At 70.4% G+C, this 19,697-nt stretch carries 22 protein-coding genes and 2 pseudogenes; 15 read left to right on the plus strand and 9 right to left on the minus strand.

Annotated elements, in window-relative coordinates; translation table 11 throughout:
- The first annotated feature begins 279 nt into the window (after positions 1–279).
- The 5 genes from H1D24_RS34170 to H1D24_RS34190 all read left to right on the plus strand — a co-directional run bounded on the left by H1D24_RS34170 (position 280) and on the right by H1D24_RS34190 (position 4,644).
- On the plus strand, positions 280–945 hold the full coding sequence (locus H1D24_RS34170; RefSeq protein WP_181661606.1) for a UdgX family uracil-DNA binding protein: 666 nt from the start codon (positions 280–282) through the stop codon (positions 943–945).
- Positions 946–1,064: 119 nt separating this feature from the next.
- Positions 1,065–1,637 (plus strand): GNAT family N-acetyltransferase, encoded by a 573-nt coding sequence (locus H1D24_RS34175; protein ID WP_181661607.1) that lies wholly within the window; start codon positions 1,065–1,067, stop codon positions 1,635–1,637.
- A 102-nt stretch (positions 1,638–1,739) separates the two neighbouring features.
- The gene (locus H1D24_RS34180; RefSeq protein WP_181661608.1) at positions 1,740–2,042 is read left to right on the plus strand and encodes a DUF4229 domain-containing protein; all 303 of its coding nucleotides are present in this window, start codon (positions 1,740–1,742) and stop codon (positions 2,040–2,042) included.
- Positions 2,043–2,485: 443 nt separating this feature from the next.
- Positions 2,486–3,808: a dicarboxylate/amino acid:cation symporter gene (locus H1D24_RS34185; protein WP_181661609.1), complete on the plus strand. Its 1,323-nt coding sequence runs from the start codon at positions 2,486–2,488 to the stop codon at positions 3,806–3,808.
- A gap of 155 nt (positions 3,809–3,963) precedes the next feature.
- Complete coding sequence (locus H1D24_RS34190; RefSeq protein WP_181661610.1) at positions 3,964–4,644, plus strand: TetR/AcrR family transcriptional regulator; 681 nt, start codon at positions 3,964–3,966, stop codon at positions 4,642–4,644.
- Here H1D24_RS34190 and H1D24_RS34195 read toward each other — a convergent pair.
- A complete protein-coding gene (locus H1D24_RS34195) occupies positions 4,611–5,504 on the minus strand; it encodes a MaoC/PaaZ C-terminal domain-containing protein (protein WP_181661611.1) in 894 nt (297 codons plus the stop codon). The genes H1D24_RS34190 and H1D24_RS34195 overlap by 34 nt on opposite strands.
- A gap of 251 nt (positions 5,505–5,755) precedes the next feature.
- On the opposite strand from H1D24_RS34195, the gene H1D24_RS34200 reads away from it, so the two are divergent.
- Complete coding sequence (locus tag H1D24_RS34200) at positions 5,756–7,609, plus strand: AMP-dependent synthetase/ligase (protein ID WP_309484548.1); 1,854 nt, start codon at positions 5,756–5,758, stop codon at positions 7,607–7,609.
- Positions 7,610–7,626: 17 nt separating this feature from the next.
- Here the strand turns inward: H1D24_RS34200 and H1D24_RS34205 are convergent, their stop codons facing one another.
- Both H1D24_RS34205 and H1D24_RS34210 read right to left on the minus strand, forming a co-directional pair.
- Positions 7,627–8,052, minus strand: a complete 426-nt coding sequence (locus H1D24_RS34205; protein ID WP_181661613.1) for a pyridoxamine 5'-phosphate oxidase family protein — start codon at positions 8,050–8,052, stop codon at positions 7,627–7,629.
- A 147-nt stretch (positions 8,053–8,199) separates the two neighbouring features.
- Positions 8,200–9,102, minus strand: a complete 903-nt coding sequence (locus H1D24_RS34210) for a MurR/RpiR family transcriptional regulator (protein WP_309484546.1) — start codon at positions 9,100–9,102, stop codon at positions 8,200–8,202.
- A gap of 76 nt (positions 9,103–9,178) precedes the next feature.
- Here H1D24_RS34210 and H1D24_RS43005 point away from each other — a divergent pair, with 76 nt between their 5' ends.
- The 3 genes from H1D24_RS43005 to H1D24_RS34220 are packed head-to-tail and all read left to right on the plus strand — an operon-like array spanning position 9,179 to position 10,448.
- Positions 9,179–9,388 carry a hypothetical protein gene (locus H1D24_RS43005; protein ID WP_258564526.1) on the plus strand — a complete coding sequence of 70 codons (210 nt, stop codon included), beginning with the start codon at positions 9,179–9,181 and terminating at the stop codon, positions 9,386–9,388.
- A 26-nt stretch (positions 9,389–9,414) separates the two neighbouring features.
- Positions 9,415–9,582 carry a hypothetical protein gene (locus H1D24_RS43010; RefSeq protein ID WP_374064462.1) on the plus strand — a complete coding sequence of 56 codons (168 nt, stop codon included), beginning with the start codon at positions 9,415–9,417 and terminating at the stop codon, positions 9,580–9,582.
- A complete protein-coding gene (locus H1D24_RS34220) occupies positions 9,579–10,448 on the plus strand; it encodes an ABC transporter ATP-binding protein (RefSeq protein WP_181661614.1) in 870 nt (289 codons plus the stop codon). Before H1D24_RS43010 ends, H1D24_RS34220 begins: the two co-directional genes overlap by 4 nt.
- 230 nt (positions 10,449–10,678) lie before the next feature.
- Here H1D24_RS34220 and H1D24_RS34225 read toward each other — a convergent pair whose 3' ends face one another.
- Positions 10,679–10,882 (minus strand): cold-shock protein, encoded by a 204-nt coding sequence (locus H1D24_RS34225; RefSeq protein ID WP_067282429.1) that lies wholly within the window; start codon positions 10,880–10,882, stop codon positions 10,679–10,681.
- 397 nt (positions 10,883–11,279) lie between these two features.
- On the opposite strand from H1D24_RS34225, the gene H1D24_RS34230 reads away from it, so the two are divergent.
- The 4 genes from H1D24_RS34230 (at position 11,280) to H1D24_RS34245 (ending at position 15,060) form a co-directional block, all read left to right on the plus strand.
- The gene (locus H1D24_RS34230) at positions 11,280–12,092 is read left to right on the plus strand and encodes a menaquinone biosynthetic enzyme MqnA/MqnD family protein (protein WP_309484549.1); all 813 of its coding nucleotides are present in this window, start codon (positions 11,280–11,282) and stop codon (positions 12,090–12,092) included.
- Positions 12,093–12,415: 323 nt separating this feature from the next.
- Complete coding sequence (mqnC, locus tag H1D24_RS34235; protein WP_181661616.1) at positions 12,416–13,630, plus strand: cyclic dehypoxanthinyl futalosine synthase; 1,215 nt, start codon at positions 12,416–12,418, stop codon at positions 13,628–13,630.
- A 14-nt stretch (positions 13,631–13,644) separates the two neighbouring features.
- Positions 13,645–14,256 (plus strand): hypothetical protein, encoded by a 612-nt coding sequence (locus H1D24_RS34240; RefSeq protein WP_181661617.1) that lies wholly within the window; start codon positions 13,645–13,647, stop codon positions 14,254–14,256.
- Between the two features lie 114 nt (positions 14,257–14,370).
- Positions 14,371–15,060: a demethylmenaquinone methyltransferase gene (locus H1D24_RS34245; RefSeq protein WP_181661618.1), complete on the plus strand. Its 690-nt coding sequence runs from the start codon at positions 14,371–14,373 to the stop codon at positions 15,058–15,060.
- 55 nt (positions 15,061–15,115) lie between these two features.
- Here the strand turns inward: H1D24_RS34245 and H1D24_RS34250 are convergent, their stop codons facing one another.
- Positions 15,116–15,460 (minus strand): PASTA domain-containing protein, encoded by a 345-nt coding sequence (locus tag H1D24_RS34250; RefSeq protein ID WP_309484547.1) that lies wholly within the window; start codon positions 15,458–15,460, stop codon positions 15,116–15,118.
- A 97-nt stretch (positions 15,461–15,557) separates the two neighbouring features.
- The gene (locus tag H1D24_RS34255; RefSeq protein ID WP_181661620.1) at positions 15,558–16,073 is read right to left on the minus strand and encodes a GNAT family N-acetyltransferase; all 516 of its coding nucleotides are present in this window, start codon (positions 16,071–16,073) and stop codon (positions 15,558–15,560) included.
- Positions 16,074–16,170: 97 nt separating this feature from the next.
- On the opposite strand from H1D24_RS34255, the gene H1D24_RS34260 reads away from it, so the two are divergent.
- Positions 16,171–17,463 carry a geranylgeranyl reductase family protein gene (locus tag H1D24_RS34260; RefSeq protein WP_181661621.1) on the plus strand — a complete coding sequence of 431 codons (1,293 nt, stop codon included), beginning with the start codon at positions 16,171–16,173 and terminating at the stop codon, positions 17,461–17,463.
- Positions 17,464–17,749: 286 nt separating this feature from the next.
- A pseudogene (locus tag H1D24_RS34265) lies at positions 17,750–18,117 on the plus strand (VOC family protein).
- On the opposite strand, the gene H1D24_RS34270 reads toward H1D24_RS34265, so the two are convergent.
- From H1D24_RS34270 to H1D24_RS43020, 3 genes and pseudogenes are all read right to left on the minus strand, one after another.
- Positions 18,107–18,523 carry a hypothetical protein gene (locus H1D24_RS34270; RefSeq protein ID WP_181661622.1) on the minus strand — a complete coding sequence of 139 codons (417 nt, stop codon included), beginning with the start codon at positions 18,521–18,523 and terminating at the stop codon, positions 18,107–18,109. The pseudogene H1D24_RS34265 and the gene H1D24_RS34270 sit on opposite strands and share 11 nt — an antisense overlap.
- 89 nt (positions 18,524–18,612) lie before the next feature.
- The gene (locus H1D24_RS43015; RefSeq protein ID WP_258564527.1) at positions 18,613–18,735 is read right to left on the minus strand and encodes a hypothetical protein; all 123 of its coding nucleotides are present in this window, start codon (positions 18,733–18,735) and stop codon (positions 18,613–18,615) included.
- 822 nt (positions 18,736–19,557) lie between these two features.
- A pseudogene (locus H1D24_RS43020) lies at positions 19,558–19,697 on the minus strand (transcriptional regulator); the annotation flags it as partial.

Consider the following 19,697-nt stretch of genomic DNA (forward strand, 5'->3'; position numbering starts at 1 on the left):
GTACCCCCAGGGCGATGGGGGTCCCCCTGCTCGAGCGAAGCCGAGAGCTTGGGGGAGGGTGGGCACAGCGGAACCCGCCAACGGCGGCCCCCCGTCGTACGCCTGGGCACCACGGACGCAGGGCGCCCGCCGTTGTGGGTTGTGCCCACCCCTCCCCCAGCTACCTCCCCCAGACTCCGTCCGGGAGGTGCCCCCAGGAGGTGCCCCCAGCCCAGCGGGACGATTGCCCACAACGGGCAGTACGGGGGTTAGCCCCCGTGGTCGGGGTACCCGACGGACGTGAGTACCCGTACTCGTACCACCTCGGCCCCCGAGGACGCGTACACGGCGGAGCCGTTCGTGCCCGAGGGGGCGGGCCTGGCCGGCCTGCGGAAGGCCGCCGCCGAATGCCGCGGCTGCCCCCTGCACCGCGACGCCACCCAGACCGTCTTCGGCACCGGGGACACCGACGCGCGCGTGTTCCTTGTCGGTGAGCAGCCCGGCGACCAGGAGGACCGGCAGGGACAGCCGTTCGTCGGCCCCGCCGGCAGGGTTCTCGACCGGGCGCTGGCCGAGGCCGGGATCGACCCGACGCAGACGTACGTCACCAACGCCGTCAAGCACTTCAAGTGGACCCAGCCCCCCGGCGGCGGCAAGCGGCGCATCCACAAGGCGCCGAGCCTGCGCGAGATGACGGCGTGCGGGCCCTGGCTGGCCGCCGAACTGGCTCTCGTAGAGCCCGAGATCATCGTGGTGCTCGGTGCGACGGCGGGTAAGGCGCTCCTCGGCTCCTCGTTCCGGGTCACCAAGCAGCGCGGCATGCTGCTCGAGGAGGAGATCCACGGTCGGCACGCGCGCGTGGTCGCCACGATCCACCCCTCCGCGGTCCTGCGCGCCGACGACCGCGAGGCGGTGTACCAGGGGCTGGTGTCGGACCTGAAGGTGGCGGCCCGGGCGCTGGGCTGAGGCCCGCGCTGGGCTGAGACTCCCGCTGCTGCCGGCGGTGCCGCGCCCGGAATGCGCGACGGTTCGCGTCACCGAGGGCCCCTGCGGGGTTGTCAGCGGTGCCGGTTAGGGTCGGCCGCATGCCGCTCACCTTCGAACTCGACCCCGCGATCACGCCCCGGTTGCGCGACGGACTGCTCACCCTCTGGGCGGACGTGTCCAACGCCGGCGGTGCCGTCGGCTTCGTGCCGCCCGTGAGCGCAGAGGCGATACGTCCGGAGCTCGTCAAGCACTTCGCCGCGATGAGCGAGGGGCGCACCCGGCTCCTGGTCGGCTACGACGAGGCGGGCGAGGCCGCCGCGACCGCGTTCCTCACGTACAACACGCACCGGCTGATGCGGCACTGGGTCTGGCTCTACACGGTGATGGTGCACCCGCGTCATCAGGGCAAGGGCTACGGACGGGACCTGCTGGCGGCCGCTGCGGCCGCGGCCGGCGGCTTCGAGGGCATCGAGGCGATACGGCTGACCTGCCGAGGCGGTCTGGGACTCGAGCGTTTCTACGGCTCCTGCGGCTACAAGGAAGTGGGACGTGTGCCCAGCGCCATCCGCGTGGCACCCGGCGACGACCGCGACGACATCACGATGCTGCTGCCGCTCGGGACGGCCGGCCGGCGGCCGGTCTTTTCAACGGCCGAGGCCCACGACGGCTGAGTCCCACGACGGCTGACCCCATGGACAGGGCCCGCCCGGCCGCGTGCTTCACTGGGAGGCGCGCCCATTTTCGGAACGTTCGAAACGGAAGAGTGAAATGACATGCTCCGCTACACACTGATGCGCCTCGGGATCTTCGTGGGCTGCCTCGTGGTCGTCTGGGGCCTCGTCTACTCGGGCGTCGCACCGCGCGGACTCGGCGGCGCCAACGATCTGTGGATCGTCCTGCTCGCCCTGGTGATCTCCGCGCCCATCAGCTACGTGGCCCTGCGCAAGCAGCGCGACCGCGCCTCCGAGCAGATCGTGGCGCGGGTCGACCGGGCCAAGGCCACCCTGGAGAACAACCGCAGCCAGGAGGACGTCGCGGACGACAGCGCCCGCGCGCAGGGGCAGGCGCAGGGCTAAGCGGTCTCGGGGAGGTGAGGCACGCCTCACCTCCCCGAGACCGCTTAGGCTGCCCGGTCCGGGTGCCACGGGCGCCCCGGCGCACGGCTTGCGCAGTACGCCTGGTGCCTTAAAGGCCGTACGCCTGGTGCCTAAAGTGCAGCTTTGAGGTTCTCAAAGTTGAAGTGTTACCGTTCTCCTCATGAAGACATCAGCTGCGCCCATCACTGCCATGAGCACCCCGCTCGTGGCGCGCCTGCATGTCGATCTCTGCCGCTGCCTGTCCGCGGCCTGTTGCCGCACCTGAGCGACACAGCAGCGGCGCACGCATCCTGCACCTCTTGCACCGTCCAATGCCTTGCCTTCGCGCGTTTGCGCGCGCCTGGCACGCCTGGCGTTGCAACCCCGCAGTCTCGTCGGACGCCGCACCCGTCCCGTCCCCTGCCTGACCCCACCACCGGAGTGTGTCCGTGTCCGCGAACACAAAGTTCAAGGTGCCCTTCTGGGCCCAGATACTCGGCGGCCTCGTCCTCGGCGTCCTGCTCGGCTGGCTCGCCCGCAGCCAGGACCTGTCCTGGCTCGTCACCACCCTCTCCAAGATCGGCGAAATCTTCGTCGGACTGCTGAAGCTGGCGGTCGCCCCGCTCGTCTTCTTCGCCATCCTGGTGTCGATCACCAATCTGCGTAAGGTCAACAACGCCGCCCGGCTGGCCTCCCGCACCCTCCTGTGGTTCATGGCCACCTCGCTGATCGCAGTCGCCATCGGCCTGGTCATCGGCCTCGTCACCAACCCGGGAGCGGGCACCGGCCTGACCCCGAAGGACGGCGCGAAGCCCGACCACACGGGTTCCTGGATCGACTTCCTGACCGGCATCGTGCCGACGGACGTCATCACACCGTTCACCGAGCTCAACGTCCTGCAGATCGTCTTCATGGCGGCCGTGGCCGGCGTCGCGGCGCTCCAGCTCGGAGACAAGGCCAAGCCGATCCTCACGCTCAGCGAGTCCGTCCTCGAACTGCTGCAGAAGGCCCTGTGGTGGGTCATCCGGCTCGCCCCGCTGGGCACCGTCGGCCTCATCGGCAACGCCATCGCCACATACGGCTGGGACCTGATCGGCAAGTACGCCACCTTCACCGCCGACATCTACATCGGCTGCGCGCTCGTGCTGTTCGGCGTCTACCCGCTGCTGCTCGCGACCGTCGCCAAGGTCAACCCGCTCCAGTTCTTCAAGGGCGCCTGGCCCGCGATCCAGCTGGCCTTCGTCTCCCGCTCGTCCGTGGGCACCATGCCGCTGACCCAGAAGGTCACCGAGCGCCTCGGCGTGCCGAAGGAGTACGCCTCCTTCGCCGTGCCCTTCGGCGCCACGACCAAGATGGACGGCTGCGCCGCGATCTACCCGGCGATCGCCGCGATCTTCGTCGCGCAGATCTTCGACATCCAGCTGGGTCTCGGTGACTACCTGCTGATCGCCTTCGTCTCGGTCGTCGGCTCGGCCGCGACTGCGGGCCTCACGGGCGCGACGGTGATGCTCACGCTGACCCTGTCCACGCTCGGCCTCCCGATGGAGGGCGTCGGCCTGCTGCTCGCGATCGACCCGATCCTGGACATGATCCGGACGGCCACGAACGTGGCCGGACAGGCTCTCGTCCCGGTACTCGTCTCGGCTCGCGAGAAGATCCTCGACCGCGACGCCTACAACTCCGCCTCGGCGTCCCCGGTCGACGACCACCACGCGAGCGGTGTGAGCGACGCCGGCCAGAAGGCGACGGTGCCGGTCACCGCGTAGCCTCTCCCGGCCTCAAGACGCCCGTGCCCCGTGTCAGGGGTGCGGGCGTCCGTGTACCCGAAGCGCTACGCGCCCCGGCGCCGAAAGCGCTACGAGGCCCCGGCGCCGAAGCGTTACGCGAACCAGGCGCCGGAACGGACCGTACGCTGATCCGTATGGGTGCTGTGAAGAGCAAGCGGATGCCGCGTGCGGTGCGTGAGCAGCAGATGATGGACGCCGCCGTGCGGACCTTCGGGCAGCGCGGGTACCAGGCCGCGTCCATGGACGAGATCGCCGACCTGGCGGGCGTCTCCAAGCCGCTGGTGTACCTGTATCTGAACTCGAAGGAAGACCTCTTCACGGCATGCATCCGGCGTGAGGCCCGGGCACTGATCGAGGCGGTACGCGGTGGGGTGCGGCCGGACGATCCCGCTGACCGCCGGCTCTGGGGAGGGTTGCGCGCGTTCTTCACGCACACCGCGCAGAACCCGGACGGCTGGGCGGTACTGCACCGCCAGGCACGCACCCACGGCGAGCCGTTCGCGGCCGAGGCCGCCGCGATGCGGGAGGAAATCGTCGCCCTCGTCACACAGTTGATCGCGGTGGCGGCCCGTGAGGCCCACCGCGATCCCTCGCTGCCGGACCGCGAGGTCGCAGGCCTGGCCGAGGCGCTGGTCGGCGCCGCCGAGTCGCTTGCCGCGTGGGCCAACGCCACACCGGGTGTCTCGGCGAAGGAGGCCGCGGCGACGCTCATGAACTTCGCATGGGCGGGACTGGGCGGCCTCATGGAGGGACGGGCGTGGTCGCCGGCGGGCGGTTCCGCTCAGGCACCTGCTCCTGTGTCGGCTTCTGTTTGAACCACCTCGCCGATGAGATGGATCCGCTCCTCGCCGGTCCCGTCCCCGCCGCCGCGCAGCTCGAACGCGGTTCCCTCGGCGGCGTACGTCACCGTGCCGGGCAGCAGCACTGGGGCCCTGAACTCGGCGCGGACGCGGGCCGCCTGGGGAACGCCGTGCTGCGCGAGGCAGCGCGCGACGGTCCACATGCCGTGGGCGATGGCCCGCGGGAAGCCGAAGAGGCGGGCGGTGAGCGGGTGGAGATGGATCGGGTTCCGGTCCCCGGAAGCGGCGCCGTAGCGGCGGCCGACATCCCCGCCGAGCGTCCACTCGGCGACGGCGGGCAGAGGCTTCCGCGCCGGTACCGCCGACCGATCGCGAGGAAGGGTGCCCGCCGCGGTTCTGTGCCGGGCCAGATACCTGCTCCTCGACTCCCATACGACCTCGCCGGCTACCCGCAGCTCGGTCGCCACGATCGCCTCGGTGCCGCGCCGGTGCGGGGCGAAGCCGTCGACGTACACGGTGAGTTCGTACTCCTCGGCCGGACCGAGGCCACGCCGCTGATCGATCTCGATCGACGTGTGAACGAGCCCGAGCAGCGGCAGCGGAAAGTCCCGGGCAGCCATCAGCCGCATGGCGAGTGGAAACCCGAGGACATGCGGATACGTCACCGGCAGCGCCTGATCCGGCCCGGTACCGAAGCCGCACACCCGCTCATACGCGGCAAGCCGCCCACTGTCGACCCGCACCCCGGGCAACACCAGCCGCGTACCTGGCACGACGGCACCCGTCGGCACGCCCCGCTTGAACGGAGACAACAGCGCACCGCGGCCCAGCACGGCAGGCAGTGCCGGCGGCGCGCCAAGAGTCAGACTCTGCAAATCAGTGGCCTCCTTGGACTAGCTGTCAGGGACCGTAGCGGTCGGCCGTCGTCCAAGCTCCCAGCGTCCTCAGTAAATTTACTTCAGAGTAAGGTTACTTAAGAGTCAGGTGGCGGCCAAGGCGCGATCGCGGTCCACGACGCACTCGAGCACTCCTGACCCGCCACCCGTCCTTCCAGGCAGCGACAAGGAGCCACCCTGTGTCACGCCGAGAGACCACCAGCCCCCCACCCCCGCTCACCCCGCCCGAGATCAGGCAGTTGAACGGCGCCGTGCGCGAAGCGTCCGTCCCTCCGCTGGCGACCCCCGTCACGCACGGCTCACTGGCGGACATCCCCTTCGACAACGCACAGCAGGCACCGGCCGAAGCCGTCCTCAGCCGCAAGGGGCAGGACGGCCAGTGGACGGACGTGACCGCCACGGCCTTCGCCGACGAGGTCCTCGCCGTCGCCAAGGGGCTGATCGCGGAGGGCCTGGTGCCCGGCGACCGGCTCGCCATCATGGCCCGTACGACCTACGAATGGACGCTGCTGGACTTCGCCGCCTGGGCCGCCGGGCTGGTCACCGTGCCGGTGTATCCGACGTCGTCCGCCTTCCAGACGCGCTGGATCCTGCAGGACTCCGGAGCCGTGGCGATAGCGGTCGAGAGCGCGGCGCAGGCCGCGGCGCTCGGACCGGAGCGCGACCGGCTGCCGGATCTGCAGCATCTGTGGACCTTCGAGAAGGGGCATGTTCAGCGCCTCGCCGAGCTGGGCCGGGAGGTGCCGGACGAGGAGGTCACCGCACGGCGCGGCACGCTCGGCCCGGACTCCCTCGCCACCCTCATCTACACCTCCGGCACCACCGGCCGCCCCAAGGGCTGCGCCCTGACCCACGGCAACTTCTTCGCCGAGGTCGACAACGCCATCGAACTGCTGCACCCGGTCTTCAAGTCCGTCAGCAAGGAACCGGCGTCCACGCTCCTCTTCCTGCCCCTCTCGCACGTGTTCGGCCGCATGGTCGCCGTCGGCTGTCTGCGGGCCCGCGTACGGCTGGGGCATGGGCCGAGCATCCAGACCGAGGACCTGCTCGCGGACCTCGCCGGTTTTCGCCCGACGTTCCTGCTCGCCATCCCGTACGTCCTGGAGAAGGTCTTCAACACGGGCCGCGCCACCGCCGAGAAGATGGGCCGTGCCGCCTCCTTCGACCGGGCGGCGGCCATCGCCCGGCGGTACGGCGAGGCGGTCGAGGCACAGCAGCACGGGACCGGGCCCGGCCCTGGCCTCGGTCTGCGGGCGGCGCGTGCGCTGTACGACCCGCTCGTGTACCGCCGGATCCGCGCAGCGCTCGGCGGCAAGGTCCGGTACGCGATCTGCGGCGGTTCCCCGCTCGGACGCCGGCTCGCCGCCTTCTACGCGGGCGCCGGAATCCAGATCTTCGAGGGCTACGGCCTGACGGAGACCACGGCCGCCGCGACGGTCACCCCGCCGCTCAAACCCCGGCTGGGCACGGTGGGCTGGCCCCTGCCCGGTACGAAGGTGCGCATCGCGGGGGACGGCGAGGTCATGCTCCGGGGCGGACAGGTGTTCCGTGGCTACTGGGACCCGGGGGCCGGCGGCGTGACACCCGCGGTCCAGGACGGCTGGTTCCCGACCGGCGACCTCGGGCACCTCGACGCCGACGGCTACCTCACCATCACCGGCCGCAAGAAGGACATCCTCATCACCACCGGCGGCAAGAACGTCGCCCCCGCCCCGCTGGAGGACTGGCTCCGCGCCCACCCCCTCGTCGGCCAGTGCATGGTGGTCGGCGACAACCGCCCGTACATCACCGCCCTGATCACCCTCGAACCGGACGGCATCGCCCACTGGTGCCGGATGAAGCGCAAGGAGCACCTGCCGATCGCCCAGTTGGTGAAGGACCCCGAACTGCTCGAGACGCTCCAGCGCGCCGTGGACGAGGCCAACAAGCTGGTCTCCCGTGCCGAGTCCATCCGCAGGTTCACCGTGCTGGCAACGGACTTCACGGAGGAGGCGGGCCACCTCACCCCGTCCCTGAAGATCCGCCGAGAGGCGGTTCTGGGGGACTTCGCGGAGGAGGTCGAGGCCCTGTACGACAGGCGGTGAGCGGGGCCGGCCCCCGGCTACACGCTGCCCAGATCGGCGGAGAGCCAGTGCTCGGGGCGCATCCGGATGGTCACCATGTCGTCCTCGGAGGACCGGAGCTGCTCCATGTACGCGGGCACCTTGTCGGCGGGCATGTAGCGGGCGGAGATCTCCGCGAGCTCCTCGTCCGTGGTCGCGGCGGTGGACGTGACCGGGCCCTCGGCGGTGACGTAGCGGTATGTGGGCGCGGTCCGGTCGACCAGGAGCGTGAACCGGCCGGCCGAGGCGATCAGCCGGGCCTTACGGGAGCCGCCCCCTGTCGTGATCATGAAGTCGGCGCCGGGGTGGTAGGCGTACCACACCGGCACGTTCAGCGGCCCGCGCCCGCCCTCGGCGGTCACGGCCAGGGCGGCAACGAGCGATTCAGCGAGGAGCGCGTCGCGCTCGGCGGTGGACAGGGCCATCGGAGTCTCCCGGGGCGCGGTGAGAGGACGCGGCGAACACTGGCACATCCCCGTGGCCTGGCGTGAAGATTCGGCTCCTTGTGGGCGTGGCCCGCGGCGCGGGGCGGACCGTCGGTGGCGGTATCGGCAAGCGCTCCGTGTGGCACTTCAGCTCTTCCGGTTCCCCTTGGGTGACAGCAACTGCTCGCGCAGCGCGTTGAGTTGGTGCGACGTGTCCACGGCCTGGGTCTCGTCCAGGGTCGTGAGCGCCAGGAGCAGCGCGTCCGCCACGACCAGGGCCGTCAGCGCCTCCGCGGTGATGCCGGTCGGGGTGTGCGGCGCCGTGAGGACCGCGTCCACGTGCGTGCCGTACCGCTCTCCGAGCTCGTCGGTGACCAGCACGACACGGGCGCCGACCGCCCGCGCCCGCTCGATGAGCACCGTCAGCTCGGTCAGGGCGCGGCCGGGCTGGAAGATCACCGCCGCGTCGCCCTGGCGCAGGGCGAGGAGATGGTCGGCGAGCGCGAACCCGGTCGCGCCCACGAAGCGGGCCCGGCGGCCGATGCGGCCCAGGGCCAGCGCCAGATGGCGGGCGGCCGGTTCCGAGGCGGCGATCCCGTAGCAGTGGATCTCACCGGCCTCGGCGAGCGCCGTCACCGCGGTGCGCAGGGCGTCCGGCTCGGTGAGGCGCCGGGCGTGCTCGATGCGTTCCTGCGCTTCGTCGAACACGTCGTCCCAGATGCTCTCCAGATCCCGGCCGACGTGCGCGATGCGCTGCTTCAGCCGCACCTCGGGCGCCACGGCCGATGTGAAGTCGGAGGCCAGCTCGCGCTTCAGGGCGGGCAGGCCGGCATAGCCGAGGCGCTGCAGCGCGCGGACGACCGTGGCGTTGCTGGTGCCGCTCGCCGTTCCCAACTCCTGGGCGCTGGCGAAGAGAAGCCCCTCGACGGGGGCGCTCGCCAGATACCGGGCGACCGCGCGCTCGGACGTGGACAGCGTCTCCCACTGGTCGCGTACGGCCGTGCGGAGCCGGGTCACACCGCCCGCCTCCTCGTCCGCGACTACCAGCACCTGCCCTGGAACCTCTACGACGGCCCGGGCGCCGACGTCCCGACCGACTGTCCCAGCTGACACAGGAGTTCATCCGATGACGACGACGAACAAGCGGATGGCGGCGGCCGCCGGGCTGGTCGCCGCGACCGTGCTCACCGCGGCGGGCTGCAGCGGCGCCGACACGGCCGCCACGACCGGCAAGCCCGCCGACGCGCCGAAGCTCGCGCTGACGCCCACGACGCCCACCGCCAAGGGCCAGGTCACCAGGGTGGACTGGCTGCTGGCGCGACCCCACGCCGGCTGAAGCCCATCCCCGGACGCCCGCCGTCCCTGGGGGACGCCTTCACGGGCTGCCCGTTCGCGGCACGCTGCCCGGACGCGGAGTCCGCCTGCGACACCTGGTCCCCCGAGCCGGTGGCCCTGGCGGACGGCGGTACGGCCGCGTGCCGCCGTATCCCCGCAGCGGTGCCCGCCACCGCGGAAAGGAACACCGCATGACCGACGACCTGCGGGCCGATAAGGGCGTACTGGAAGAGCCCCCCGCCCAGGACGACGTGGCGGACGCCCTCCTCGTCGTGGACGGCCTGGCCAAGACCTACCCGCTGCCCGGCGGCGGCCGGCTCACGGCCGCGGAGGATGTGTCGTTCCGTGTGGCACCCGGTGGATCGGTCGGCATCGTCGGGGAGTCCGGATCGGGCAAGACGACCGTGGCGCGGATGATCATCGGCCTGGTGCGGCCCGACTCGGGAACCGTCACCGTCGGCGGCCGCCCGCGGGCCGCGCGGACGCCGCGCAGGCGGGCCGCCCGACTGGCCGGGGCGCGCGAGATCCAGATGGTCTTCCAGGACCCGTACGTCTCGCTCGACCCCAGGCTCACGGCCGGCCAGTGCCTGCGGACCGTACTGCGTCTGCACGGCCGGGACGAGGCCCTGGCCGTCGAGTTGCTGGAGCGGGTGGGGCTGGGCGGACGGGAGGCGGAGGTGCGCCCCCGGCAGCTGTCGGGCGGCCAGCGGCAGCGGCTCGCGATCGCCCGCGCCCTCGCCGTCGAGCCCCAAGTGCTCGTCCTGGACGAGGCGGTCGCCGCCCTGGACGTGTCGGTGCAGGCCCAGATACTCGAACTGCTCGACGACATCCGCCGGGACACCGGCGTCGCCCTGGTCTTCGTCAGCCACGACCTGGCCGTGGTCCAGCACATCACCGACGAGGTACTGGTCATGCGCCGCGGCCGGGTGGTCGAACAGGGCCCGACCCGCCGTGTCCTCACCGAACCGGCGGACCCGTACACCCGTCTGCTGCTCGCGTCCGTCCCCGGCGACGGCTGGGACCCGGACGACGCTGTCGCGGCGCGGGCGGCGCTCGCCTGACATTCCCCACGACCGGCGGCGTACGCATGGGTGGGGCACGTACATCTGGGCGACGCGGTGGTGACGGGCGCAAGGTCTGCGGGAAAGGCACGCATTCCCGGGCGGGCGCCGACCGGGCGCCGACCGGGAAAAGGGCAAAAAGGCAGGAGCCCTGCGCCGCGAGGGCGCTGGGCTCCTTGGGTACTGCTATCCGGTTCCGGATCAGATCCCGAGTGGTCTCGGGACCCCGATTACATCGGGGTGACGTTCTCCGCCTGCGGGCCCTTCGGACCCTGCGTGACGTCGAAGCTCACGGCCTGGTTCTCCTCGAGGGAACGGAACCCGGACGCGTTGATCGCGGAGTAGTGGACGAAGACATCGGGGCCCCCGCCTTCCTGGGCGATGAATCCAAAGCCCTTTTCGGCGTTGAACCACTTAACGGTTCCGGTAGCCATAAGCCCTCCTTGGGCCAAAGGGTTGCCCTGCTCCAGAACCTGCCTTGTTAAACAATGCAAAAGTCTGAATACGACGAGAGCCCGCGGTCACATGCTCCGCAGGCTCTGTACTGCAAGGGAAACCAAACTGCAACTTGCGGCGAGCGTAGCACGCAGTCTGCCGAAATGGATAGTGGGCAAGATCACGTCACCCATATGTTTGAGTGATGCAATTAAGGTTGACGGAGCCCTCGGAAAGTGCCTGGTGTCGCGAGGTGGGGGGACCCCCAGGTCCTTGCACCGTACCCCATGGGTCTAATCTCGCGATGTGGACAACTCACAGGCGGACTCGCAGGACTCACCCACCGGGCCGGGCTTCAGCACCGGCCCTCGTCGCTCCCGGCCCCGTGTCGGCCACATCCAGTTCCTGAACTGCCTGCCCCTCTACTGGGGCCTCGCGCGGACCGGAACGCTCCTCGACTTCGAGCTCACCAAGGACACCCCCGAAAAGCTCAGCGAGCGACTGGTGCAGGGCGATCTCGACATCGGTCCCGTCACCCTCGTGGAATTCCTCAGGAACGCCGACCGCCTCGTCGCCTTCCCCGATATCGCGGTCGGCTGCGACGGTCCCGTCATGTCCTGCGTGATCGTCTCGCAGGTGCCGCTGGAGCAGCTCGACGGCGCCCGCGTCGCGCTCGGCTCGACCTCGCGTACGTCCGTGCGCCTCGCCCAGCTGCTGCTGGCCGAGCGTTTCGGCGTCCAGCCGGACTACTACACGTGCCCGCCCGATCTCGGCGTGATGATGCAGGAGGCCGAGGCCGCCGTGCTCATCGGGGACGCCGCGCTGCGCGCCAATCTGCACGACGCTCCGCGCCTGGGCCTCCAGGTGCACGACCTGGGCGCCATGTGGAAGGAGTGGACGGGGCTGCCGTTCGTCTTCGCCGTATGGGCGGCCCGCCGTGACTACCTGGAGCGCGAGCCCGTCATCGTGAGCAAGGTCCACGAGGCCTTCCTCGCCTCCCGCGACCTCTCGCTGGAAGAGGTCGCCAAGGTCGCCGAACAGGCGTCCCGCTGGGAGGTCTTCGACGAGAGCGTGCTGGAGCGCTACTTCACGACGCTCGACTTCCGCCTCGGCGCCGCCCAGCTGAAGGGCGTGTCGGAGTTCGCCCGCCGGGTCGGTCCGACGACGGGCTTCCCCGCGGACGTACGGGTGGAGCTGCTGCAGCCGTAGCCACGCCCCCCCGCACAGCGGGGGAAGCGGCCCGTGCTGGTACACGGCGGGCGAAAGTGAGGGCCCTGGAACGCAGCTGACGGCCGGCCAGGGCTCGGGCCCATCGGTGAAGCCGCCCAACACGGGCGCTGCGGCTGCCCAAGCGGTCGGGCGGCGGGTGGGCGAGGGCATGCACCTGGGCTGACCTCGGCGGACATGCGGTCGTACGTGGGCTGACGTCGGCCGCCGGGGAGGGCTGGCGTACGCTGGATCGGTCCGCCCAGAGCCCCAGAGGGCCTCAAGAAAGCCCCAGAGGCCTTACGAACCCTACGAAGGGGAGCCCGGTGACCGAGAAGGCCGACCTCACCTCTACTGATGTCACAGCCGTGCTCGACCGTGTTGCCTCCGGCGGGCGGATCACCCCCGAAGAGGCGCTCGTCCTCTACCGCGACGCGCCGCTGCACGCCCTGGGCGCTGCCGCCGACGCCGTCCGCCGCCGCCGGTACGCGGGCACCGAGCACATCGCGACGTACATCATCGAGCGCAACATCAACTACACGAACGTATGCGTCACGGCGTGCAAGTTCTGCGCCTTCTACGCCCCGCCGAAGGACACCGCCAAGGGCTGGACGCGCGACCTCGACGACATCCTGCGGCGCTGCGCCGAGACCGTCGAGCTCGGCGGCACGCAGATCATGTTCCAGGGCGGGCACCACCCGGACTACGGCGTCGAGTACTACGAGAAGCACTTCGCCGCCATCAAGCGGGAGTTCCCGCAGCTGGTCATCCACTCGCTGGGCGCCTCCGAGGTCGAGCACATGGCCCGCATCTCGGGCGTCTCGGTGGAGGAGGCCATCCGCCGTATCCACGCCGCGGGTCTGGACTCCTTCGCGGGCGCAGGCGCCGAGCTGCTTCCTGAGCGGCCCCGCAAGGCGATCGCGCCGCTCAAGGAGTCCGGTGAGCGGTGGCTGGAGATCATGGAGATCGCGCACGGTCTCGGTGTCGAATCCACGACGACGATGCTGATGGGCACCGGCGAGACCAACGCCGAGCGCATCGAGCACCTGCGGATGATCCGCGACGTACAGGACCGGACGGGCGGCTTCCGGGCCTTCATCCCGTACACCTACCAGCCCGAGAACAACCACCTGAAGGGCCGCACGCAGGCCACCCTCTTCGAGTACCTGCGGATGATCGCGATCGCGCGGCTCTTCCTCGACAACGTCGCCCACATCCAGGGCTCGTGGCTGACCACCGGCAAGGAGATCGGCCAGCTCTCGCTGCACTACGGCGCGGACGACCTCGGCTCGATCATGCTCGAGGAGAACGTGGTCTCGTCGGCCGGCGCCAAGCACCGCTCCAACCGGCTCGAGATCATCGACCTGATCCGCAAGGCCGGACGCGTTCCGGCCCAGCGGACCACCACGTACGAGCACATCGTCGTGCACGACGACCCGGCGAACGACCCGGTCGACGACCGCGTCGCCTCGCACATCTCGTCGACGGCGATCGAGGGCGGCACCGCCCACCCCGAGCTGAAGCTCGTCTCCTCGAACTAGGGCTGCTTCCGGCGATGTTGACCATCCATGTGGCCGAGGCATCGCCGGATCTCGCCGTCGCGGTCGAGGGGAACTCCATCGTGGCCGTCGGAGCGCCCGAGGAACTGGCCGCCGCCCGCCCGGGGGCGCGGGTGCGGCGATGGCCCGGCATCCTCATGCCCGGACTCCTCAACCCGTACGGTCCCGAGCTGCTCGAGCAGACGTACCACCCGGACCCGCGCGAGGCAGGGGAGTTGGGTTCCGATCCTCTCACCGGGCCTGCCGCGCAGGCCGTGTTCGGCGCGGACGAGGCACGCCGGGGCGCGAGCGCGCGGCGCGGGGTGCAGAGGATGCTGGCCCACGGCACGGTCGCGGTGGCCGGGCAGCTGCGCAACCGCGCCGTGCTCGATGCCGTGCGGCGGGCCGGTCTCGCGACGGCCGGGCGGACCGAGCCGCAGCCCGGTGTGCCGGCACTCGATCCGTGGGCAACGGGCCGGCCGGTCGTGTGGATGCCCGGGCCGGCTGTGGGCGGGCCGGCGCGGTTCGCGGTCTTCGATGTGCGGGACGAGGCGGAGCTCGCCGCGCTGGGCGGCGGGACGTGCGTGGCGACCGTGATCGACGGGCGGCTGGTGTACCGCCGCCGTTAGGGGTCGCGCGGGGGCGCCGGGCTGGTGGTCCTCCGTGCCACCTCTCGCGGGCATACGCCCTTCCATGGGCCGGGCGCCTGAGGGCCGCTCGGCCCGTACTGCCACAATGGGCCCGTGACCCGCGCATCCCTGGACAAGCAGCCGCACGAAGTCGCCTCGATGTTCGACGACGTGGCGGAACGGTACGACCTCACCAACGACGTGCTGTCCCTGGGCCAGGCACGGCTGTGGCGCAAGGAGGTCGCGAAGGCCGTCGACGCCCGCCCCGCGCAGAAGATCCTGGACCTGGCCGCAGGTACGGCGATGTCCTCGCTGCCCTTCGCGCAGACCGGCGCGTACGTGGTGCCGTGCGACTTCTCGCTCGGCATGCTCCAGGTCGGCAAGCGGCGTAACTCCTGGCTGCCGTTCACGGCGGGCGACGCCACGAAGCTGCCGTTCCGGGACGACACCTTCGACGCGGTGACCATCTCCTTCGGGCTGCGCAACGTCCAGGACACGGACGCGGCGCTGAGCGAGCTGTACCGCGTGACGAAGCCGGGCGGGCGGGTCGTGATCTGCGAGTTCTCGCACCCGACGTGGTCGCCGTTCCGCACCGTCTACACCGAGTACCTGATGCGCGCCCTGCCGCCCGTCGCCCGCGCCGTGTCGTCCAACCCCGACGCGTACGTCTATCTCGCCGAGTCCATCCGCGCCTGGCCCGACCAGCCGGCCCTCGCGCAGCGGCTGCAGAAGGCGGGCTGGTCGAAGGTCGCGTGGCGCAACCTGACGGGCGGGATCGTGGCGCTGCACCGCGGCGTCAAGTAGTCGCAGGACGGCCGGCGGCTGCCCGTAGCCATCAAGCTGCAAGGCAGCACCGGAATCACGCAGGCCAGAGCGCCTCGAACGGCTCGCCCGGCTGGTCGAGCTCCCGGTACAGCCCGCCCGTGGGCGGTCCTGGACGGCGCGGCTCGCGCACCCCCGCACCGCCGCCGCCCTCACCCTCGCCGAGGTCGAACCAGACGGTGACGACGGCGCCGCGGGGAACCTCGGCGCCCGGCAGCGGGTACTGCCGCACCACGTAGTCGACGACGGTCAGATGGAAGTCGGGCCGGTCCGGAGCCGCCAGCAGCACACCGCCTGCCTCGGCTCTCTCGCGTGCGTCCACGGCCATCAGGCCGACCAGCCGCGGTACGCGCACTTCGGGTGTCTTGGGTGTAAGGCGCACGGACGTCACCCCCAGCGGTACCGGAAGGGTAGACCCCAAACCGGGCATCCCGGAACAGTCGGGGGTAACCGTCAACGTGATTCGTTCGCGCCCGCCGTCAGAGCTCCAGCCGGAAGCAGTGCCCCTGCCGCTTCGACATGGGCGTCGTGAACGTCTCGGCGAGCTCCATGCCGAGCCGCCGCGTCACCGCGATGGAGCGTTCGTTGCGCGCGTCGACCATCGCCACGACGCTGCGTACGCCCGCCGCCCGCACCCGTTCCAGCGCCGCCTGCGCGGCCGCCGTCGCGTACCCCCTGCCCCAGTACGCCCGGCCGAGCCGCCAGCCGATCTCGATCTCGCCCTTCGGCCCCCACTCGTGCGGCCACGGCTGGGCCCCCGTGAAGCCGATCACCTCGCCGGGGAAGTTCTGCTCGTCGAGCATGCTCCAGAAGCAGAAGCCGTGCTGCGCGTCGTGTTTGCGCTGTCGGGCCGTCAATTCCTCGTACACCGACAGCTCGGCGGATTTACCGCCGTGGAACTCCATCACATCCGGGTCGTCGAAGATCCGGTGCCAGGCGAAGGCGTCCTCGTCGGTCGGGACGCGCAGTTGTACGACGGGGAGACCTTGGTTCACGGGCGGCCCTTCGGCTGGGTGATCAGTGCTGCTGAATAGACTGCCCGTATCCGGTGCCAACCAGCACGCAGATTTCGAGTCTTGGGGAGATCCCGCTGTGACCGAGCCCGTCACCGAACACACCGCTGATGTGATCGTCGTCGGGGCCGGGCCAGCCGGTTCCACCACCGCGTACTACCTGGCGAAGGCCGGGCTCGACGTCCTCCTGCTGGAGAAGACCTCGTTCCCGCGCGAGAAGGTGTGCGGCGACGGGCTGACGCCCCGCGCCACCAAGCAGCTCGTGTCGATGGGCATCGACATCTCCGAAGAGGCGGGCTGGCTGCGCAACAAGGGTCTGCGCATCATCGGCGGCGGTGTCCGCCTGCAGCTGGACTGGCCGGATCTCGCCTCGTACCCGAACTACGGGCTCGTACGCAAGCGGGACGACTTCGACGAGCAGCTGGCGCGGCAGGCGCAGAAGGCGGGCGCGCGGCTGTACGAGCAGTGCAACGTCGGCGCGCCGATCGTGGACGACCGCACCGGCCACATCACCGGAGTGCACGCCAAGCTCGGCGACGCCGGGGAGAAGCGGGACGTCACCTTCCACGCTCCGCTTGTCGTCGCCGCGGACGGCAACTCCACGCGGCTGTCCCTCGCCATGGGGCTGCACCGCCGCGAGGACCGCCCGATGGGCGTCGCGGTGCGGACGTACTTCACCTCGCCCCGCCACGACGACGACTACCTGGAGTCCTGGCTGGAGCTGTGGGACCGCCGCGGCCCGGGCGAGGACCGGCTGCTGCCCGGCTACGGCTGGATCTTCGGCATGGGCGACGGCACGTCGAACGTCGGCCTCGGCGTCCTCAACACCTCCGCGTCGTTCAAGGAGCTCGACTGGCGCGAGGTGCTCAAGGCCTGGTGCGCGTCGATGCCCGAGGAGTGGGGCTACGTACCGGAGAACATGACCTGCCCGATCCGCGGCGCCGCCCTCCCGATGGCCTTCAACCGCCAGCCGCACTACACCAAGGGCCTGCTGCTCGTCGGCGACGCGGGGGGCCTGGTGAACCCGTTCAACGGCGAGGGCATCGCGTACGCCATGGAGTCCGGCCAGATCGCCGCCGACGTCATCGTCCAGGCACACGCGCGCGCCACCCCGGCTCAGCGCGAACTGGCCCTGCACAACTACCCGAAGATCCTCAAGGAGACCTACGGCGGCTACTACACGATGGGCCGCGCCTTCGTGAAGCTCATCGGCAACCCGAAGGTCATGAAGATCGCGACCCAGCGCGGGCTGACCCACCCGCTGCTGATGAAGTTCACCCTGAAGCTGCTCGCCAACCTGACGGACCCGACGGGCGGCGACGCGATGGACCGGATCATCAACGGGCTGAGCAAGGTAGCTCCGCGTTCGTGATCATTCAACCGGCGACCGGCGGAATCCGCTGGCCTCGCGGTTCGTAGCCTACGGGGATAAGGCCGCGGCCCCGTAGGTACATGAGTCCGCACGCCATGCGTCACGGCGCAGGGCGTGCGGTGCGGTCTGGCGAACCAGGTCTCAGACGCCGAGCGACCTCGGACAGCCCGATCCGGCCGACCTTGCCGCCGGTCTGGAGCTCCCGCAGCGCCCGAGCGGGTTGGCGAGCGGGTGGCCGCCTCTAGGGTGTGCACCGCGAAAGTCCACCGATCGGCCCGGAGGTGCCATGCCCCTGCAGATGAAGTTGCGCGCGATAACGCTCGACTGCCCTGATCCGCTGGCTCTGGCGGCGTTCTATCAGCAGGCCACCGGCCTCGAACCCCACCCGAAATCCGACGCCGACTTCGCTGGTCTCACCTGTGAGGACGGGCTCTTCATCGGCTTTCAACGGGTCGACGATTACCTGGCTCCGCGCGGCCCGATCAGACCGTTCCCCAGCAGTTTCACCTCGACTTCGCGGTCGATGACCTGGATGAGGCCGAGGCCCGGCTGCTGGAGCTGGGCGCGGGCAAACCGGATCACCAGCCGAACGAGGATAGGTGGCGGGTCCTCACCGATCCGGCCGGGCATCCCTTCTGCGTGATCAGAGGCTGACTGCTCTTGCTCGTTCTGCTAGCCGGTGGTCTGCGGCTTCTTCGTCCAGCGCGGGGCAGATTGTCAGGTCCGGCGGCAATTGACCAGAAGGGTCGTGCCACCGATTCCTGGGCGCCGGCCGGGGTGCCCGCCACGACGTCGACCTGGTCGGCGGCCTGCCGGTCTTCGCGTATTCATGGAGCAGGAAGGCGTGCCAGAAGTCATCGACGAGCGGCGAGGGGCTGAGCGGCCTCTCGCTGTACGCGCACGCGGCGAGGAAGGCGAGCATTTGGCCGACGCCGCGGTCTGCCTTCTCGTCGGTCAGCTTGGGGAACTTGGCACGCATGTTGTCGACCAGCCTCTCGCGCATTTCCGTGCTGATCAGCGTCCGTGCGTCGGTCGCTGTCCGCTTCTGTGCGGTGGTCACGTTCCTTGCCTCCTTGAATCGGCAGTGCTGAGGACGTGCGTGGTGCGCCCCGCCCGCACCGGGGCATGTCCGGTCATCCGGGGGGTGGTCTAGGGGTTGGTGGCGCTGTTGTAGACGGCGGCGCCGAACGCGATCACGACCAAGGTGACCAACGCGGCAGTGATGACGATCTCGATGATCCGCGCCCGGCGGTGCCGTTGCGGCGCGGTCACGACACGCGTTCCGGGGGGAGCTGGGGCCGAGCAATGAACATGGCCGTGTGGCGCGGTATCGGCGGACAGCCTCTCCTGTGGCTGTAGTTGATCAGGGGTGCCGCGGTAGGCCGGTCGTGGGTGTGGGTGTTGTACGGCTCGCCGGGCGTGATGCCTTGGTCGCAACGGCAGCAGATCATGCGCGCCGGGCCTCCTTCCAAGCCTCCCGCAGGGGCTCGCCCTGGGGGCACGGGGCGGCCGTCGTGCTGCATGCCGTGCACTCCTGAAGGTGGCCGAGCCATGCGGCGTACGCCTCTCCGACGCGTGCGGCTCTGTCGGCGTCGCTCGGTGGTGATCCGCTGCCGTGAGTGCGGCACGCGCGTGGGAACCACTGCGTTTTGGTCCCGCAGAGCTGGACCTCGCGCGGGCCGAGGTCAACGGCGGTGGTGTTGTCGAGCGCGACACCGCACCACACGCACGCCATGCCGCGTACTTGCACTTCACTGAGGTTGTTCAAGGCGGGCAGCATGGCGCCGGGCAACTTGCGGGTTTTCACCCGGTCACCCCCTGACGGCAGCCGCAGGTGACGACGGGCCACACACGAGTACCGCCCGCCAGCGTGATGCGTCCCGCGGCGTGCAGCGTCCTACCGGCGGCTCCACAGTGGAAGCACGCTTCGCCGTGCAGTCGGGCGATGCTCACCGGCCGGTCGATGGTGGTCGGTGGCAGCGCCGGCGCCTTGTTCATGGCCGGTCCCATCTGTCGTCTCTCGTTGATGCGACAGATGATGGGCCGCGGGAAGGGCAGCAAGTGACACAGCTTGTGTCACCTGGTGTCACCCGGTCAGATCGCGCCGATCCACTCGGCGAAGTTGGTGAGGCTCTCTGCGTTCGCACGTTTCAGCCGTCGGAGCGTGGCGGCGTCTTCCCGCGCCCAGCGGTGCCCGCGCGTGTGCTGCGGAGCGATACGGCGGGCGACCTTAA

Origin of the sequence: Streptomyces himalayensis subsp. himalayensis, from assembly GCF_013778455.1 — a bacterium.
Taxonomy (GTDB): domain Bacteria; phylum Actinomycetota; class Actinomycetes; order Streptomycetales; family Streptomycetaceae; genus Streptomyces; species Streptomyces himalayensis.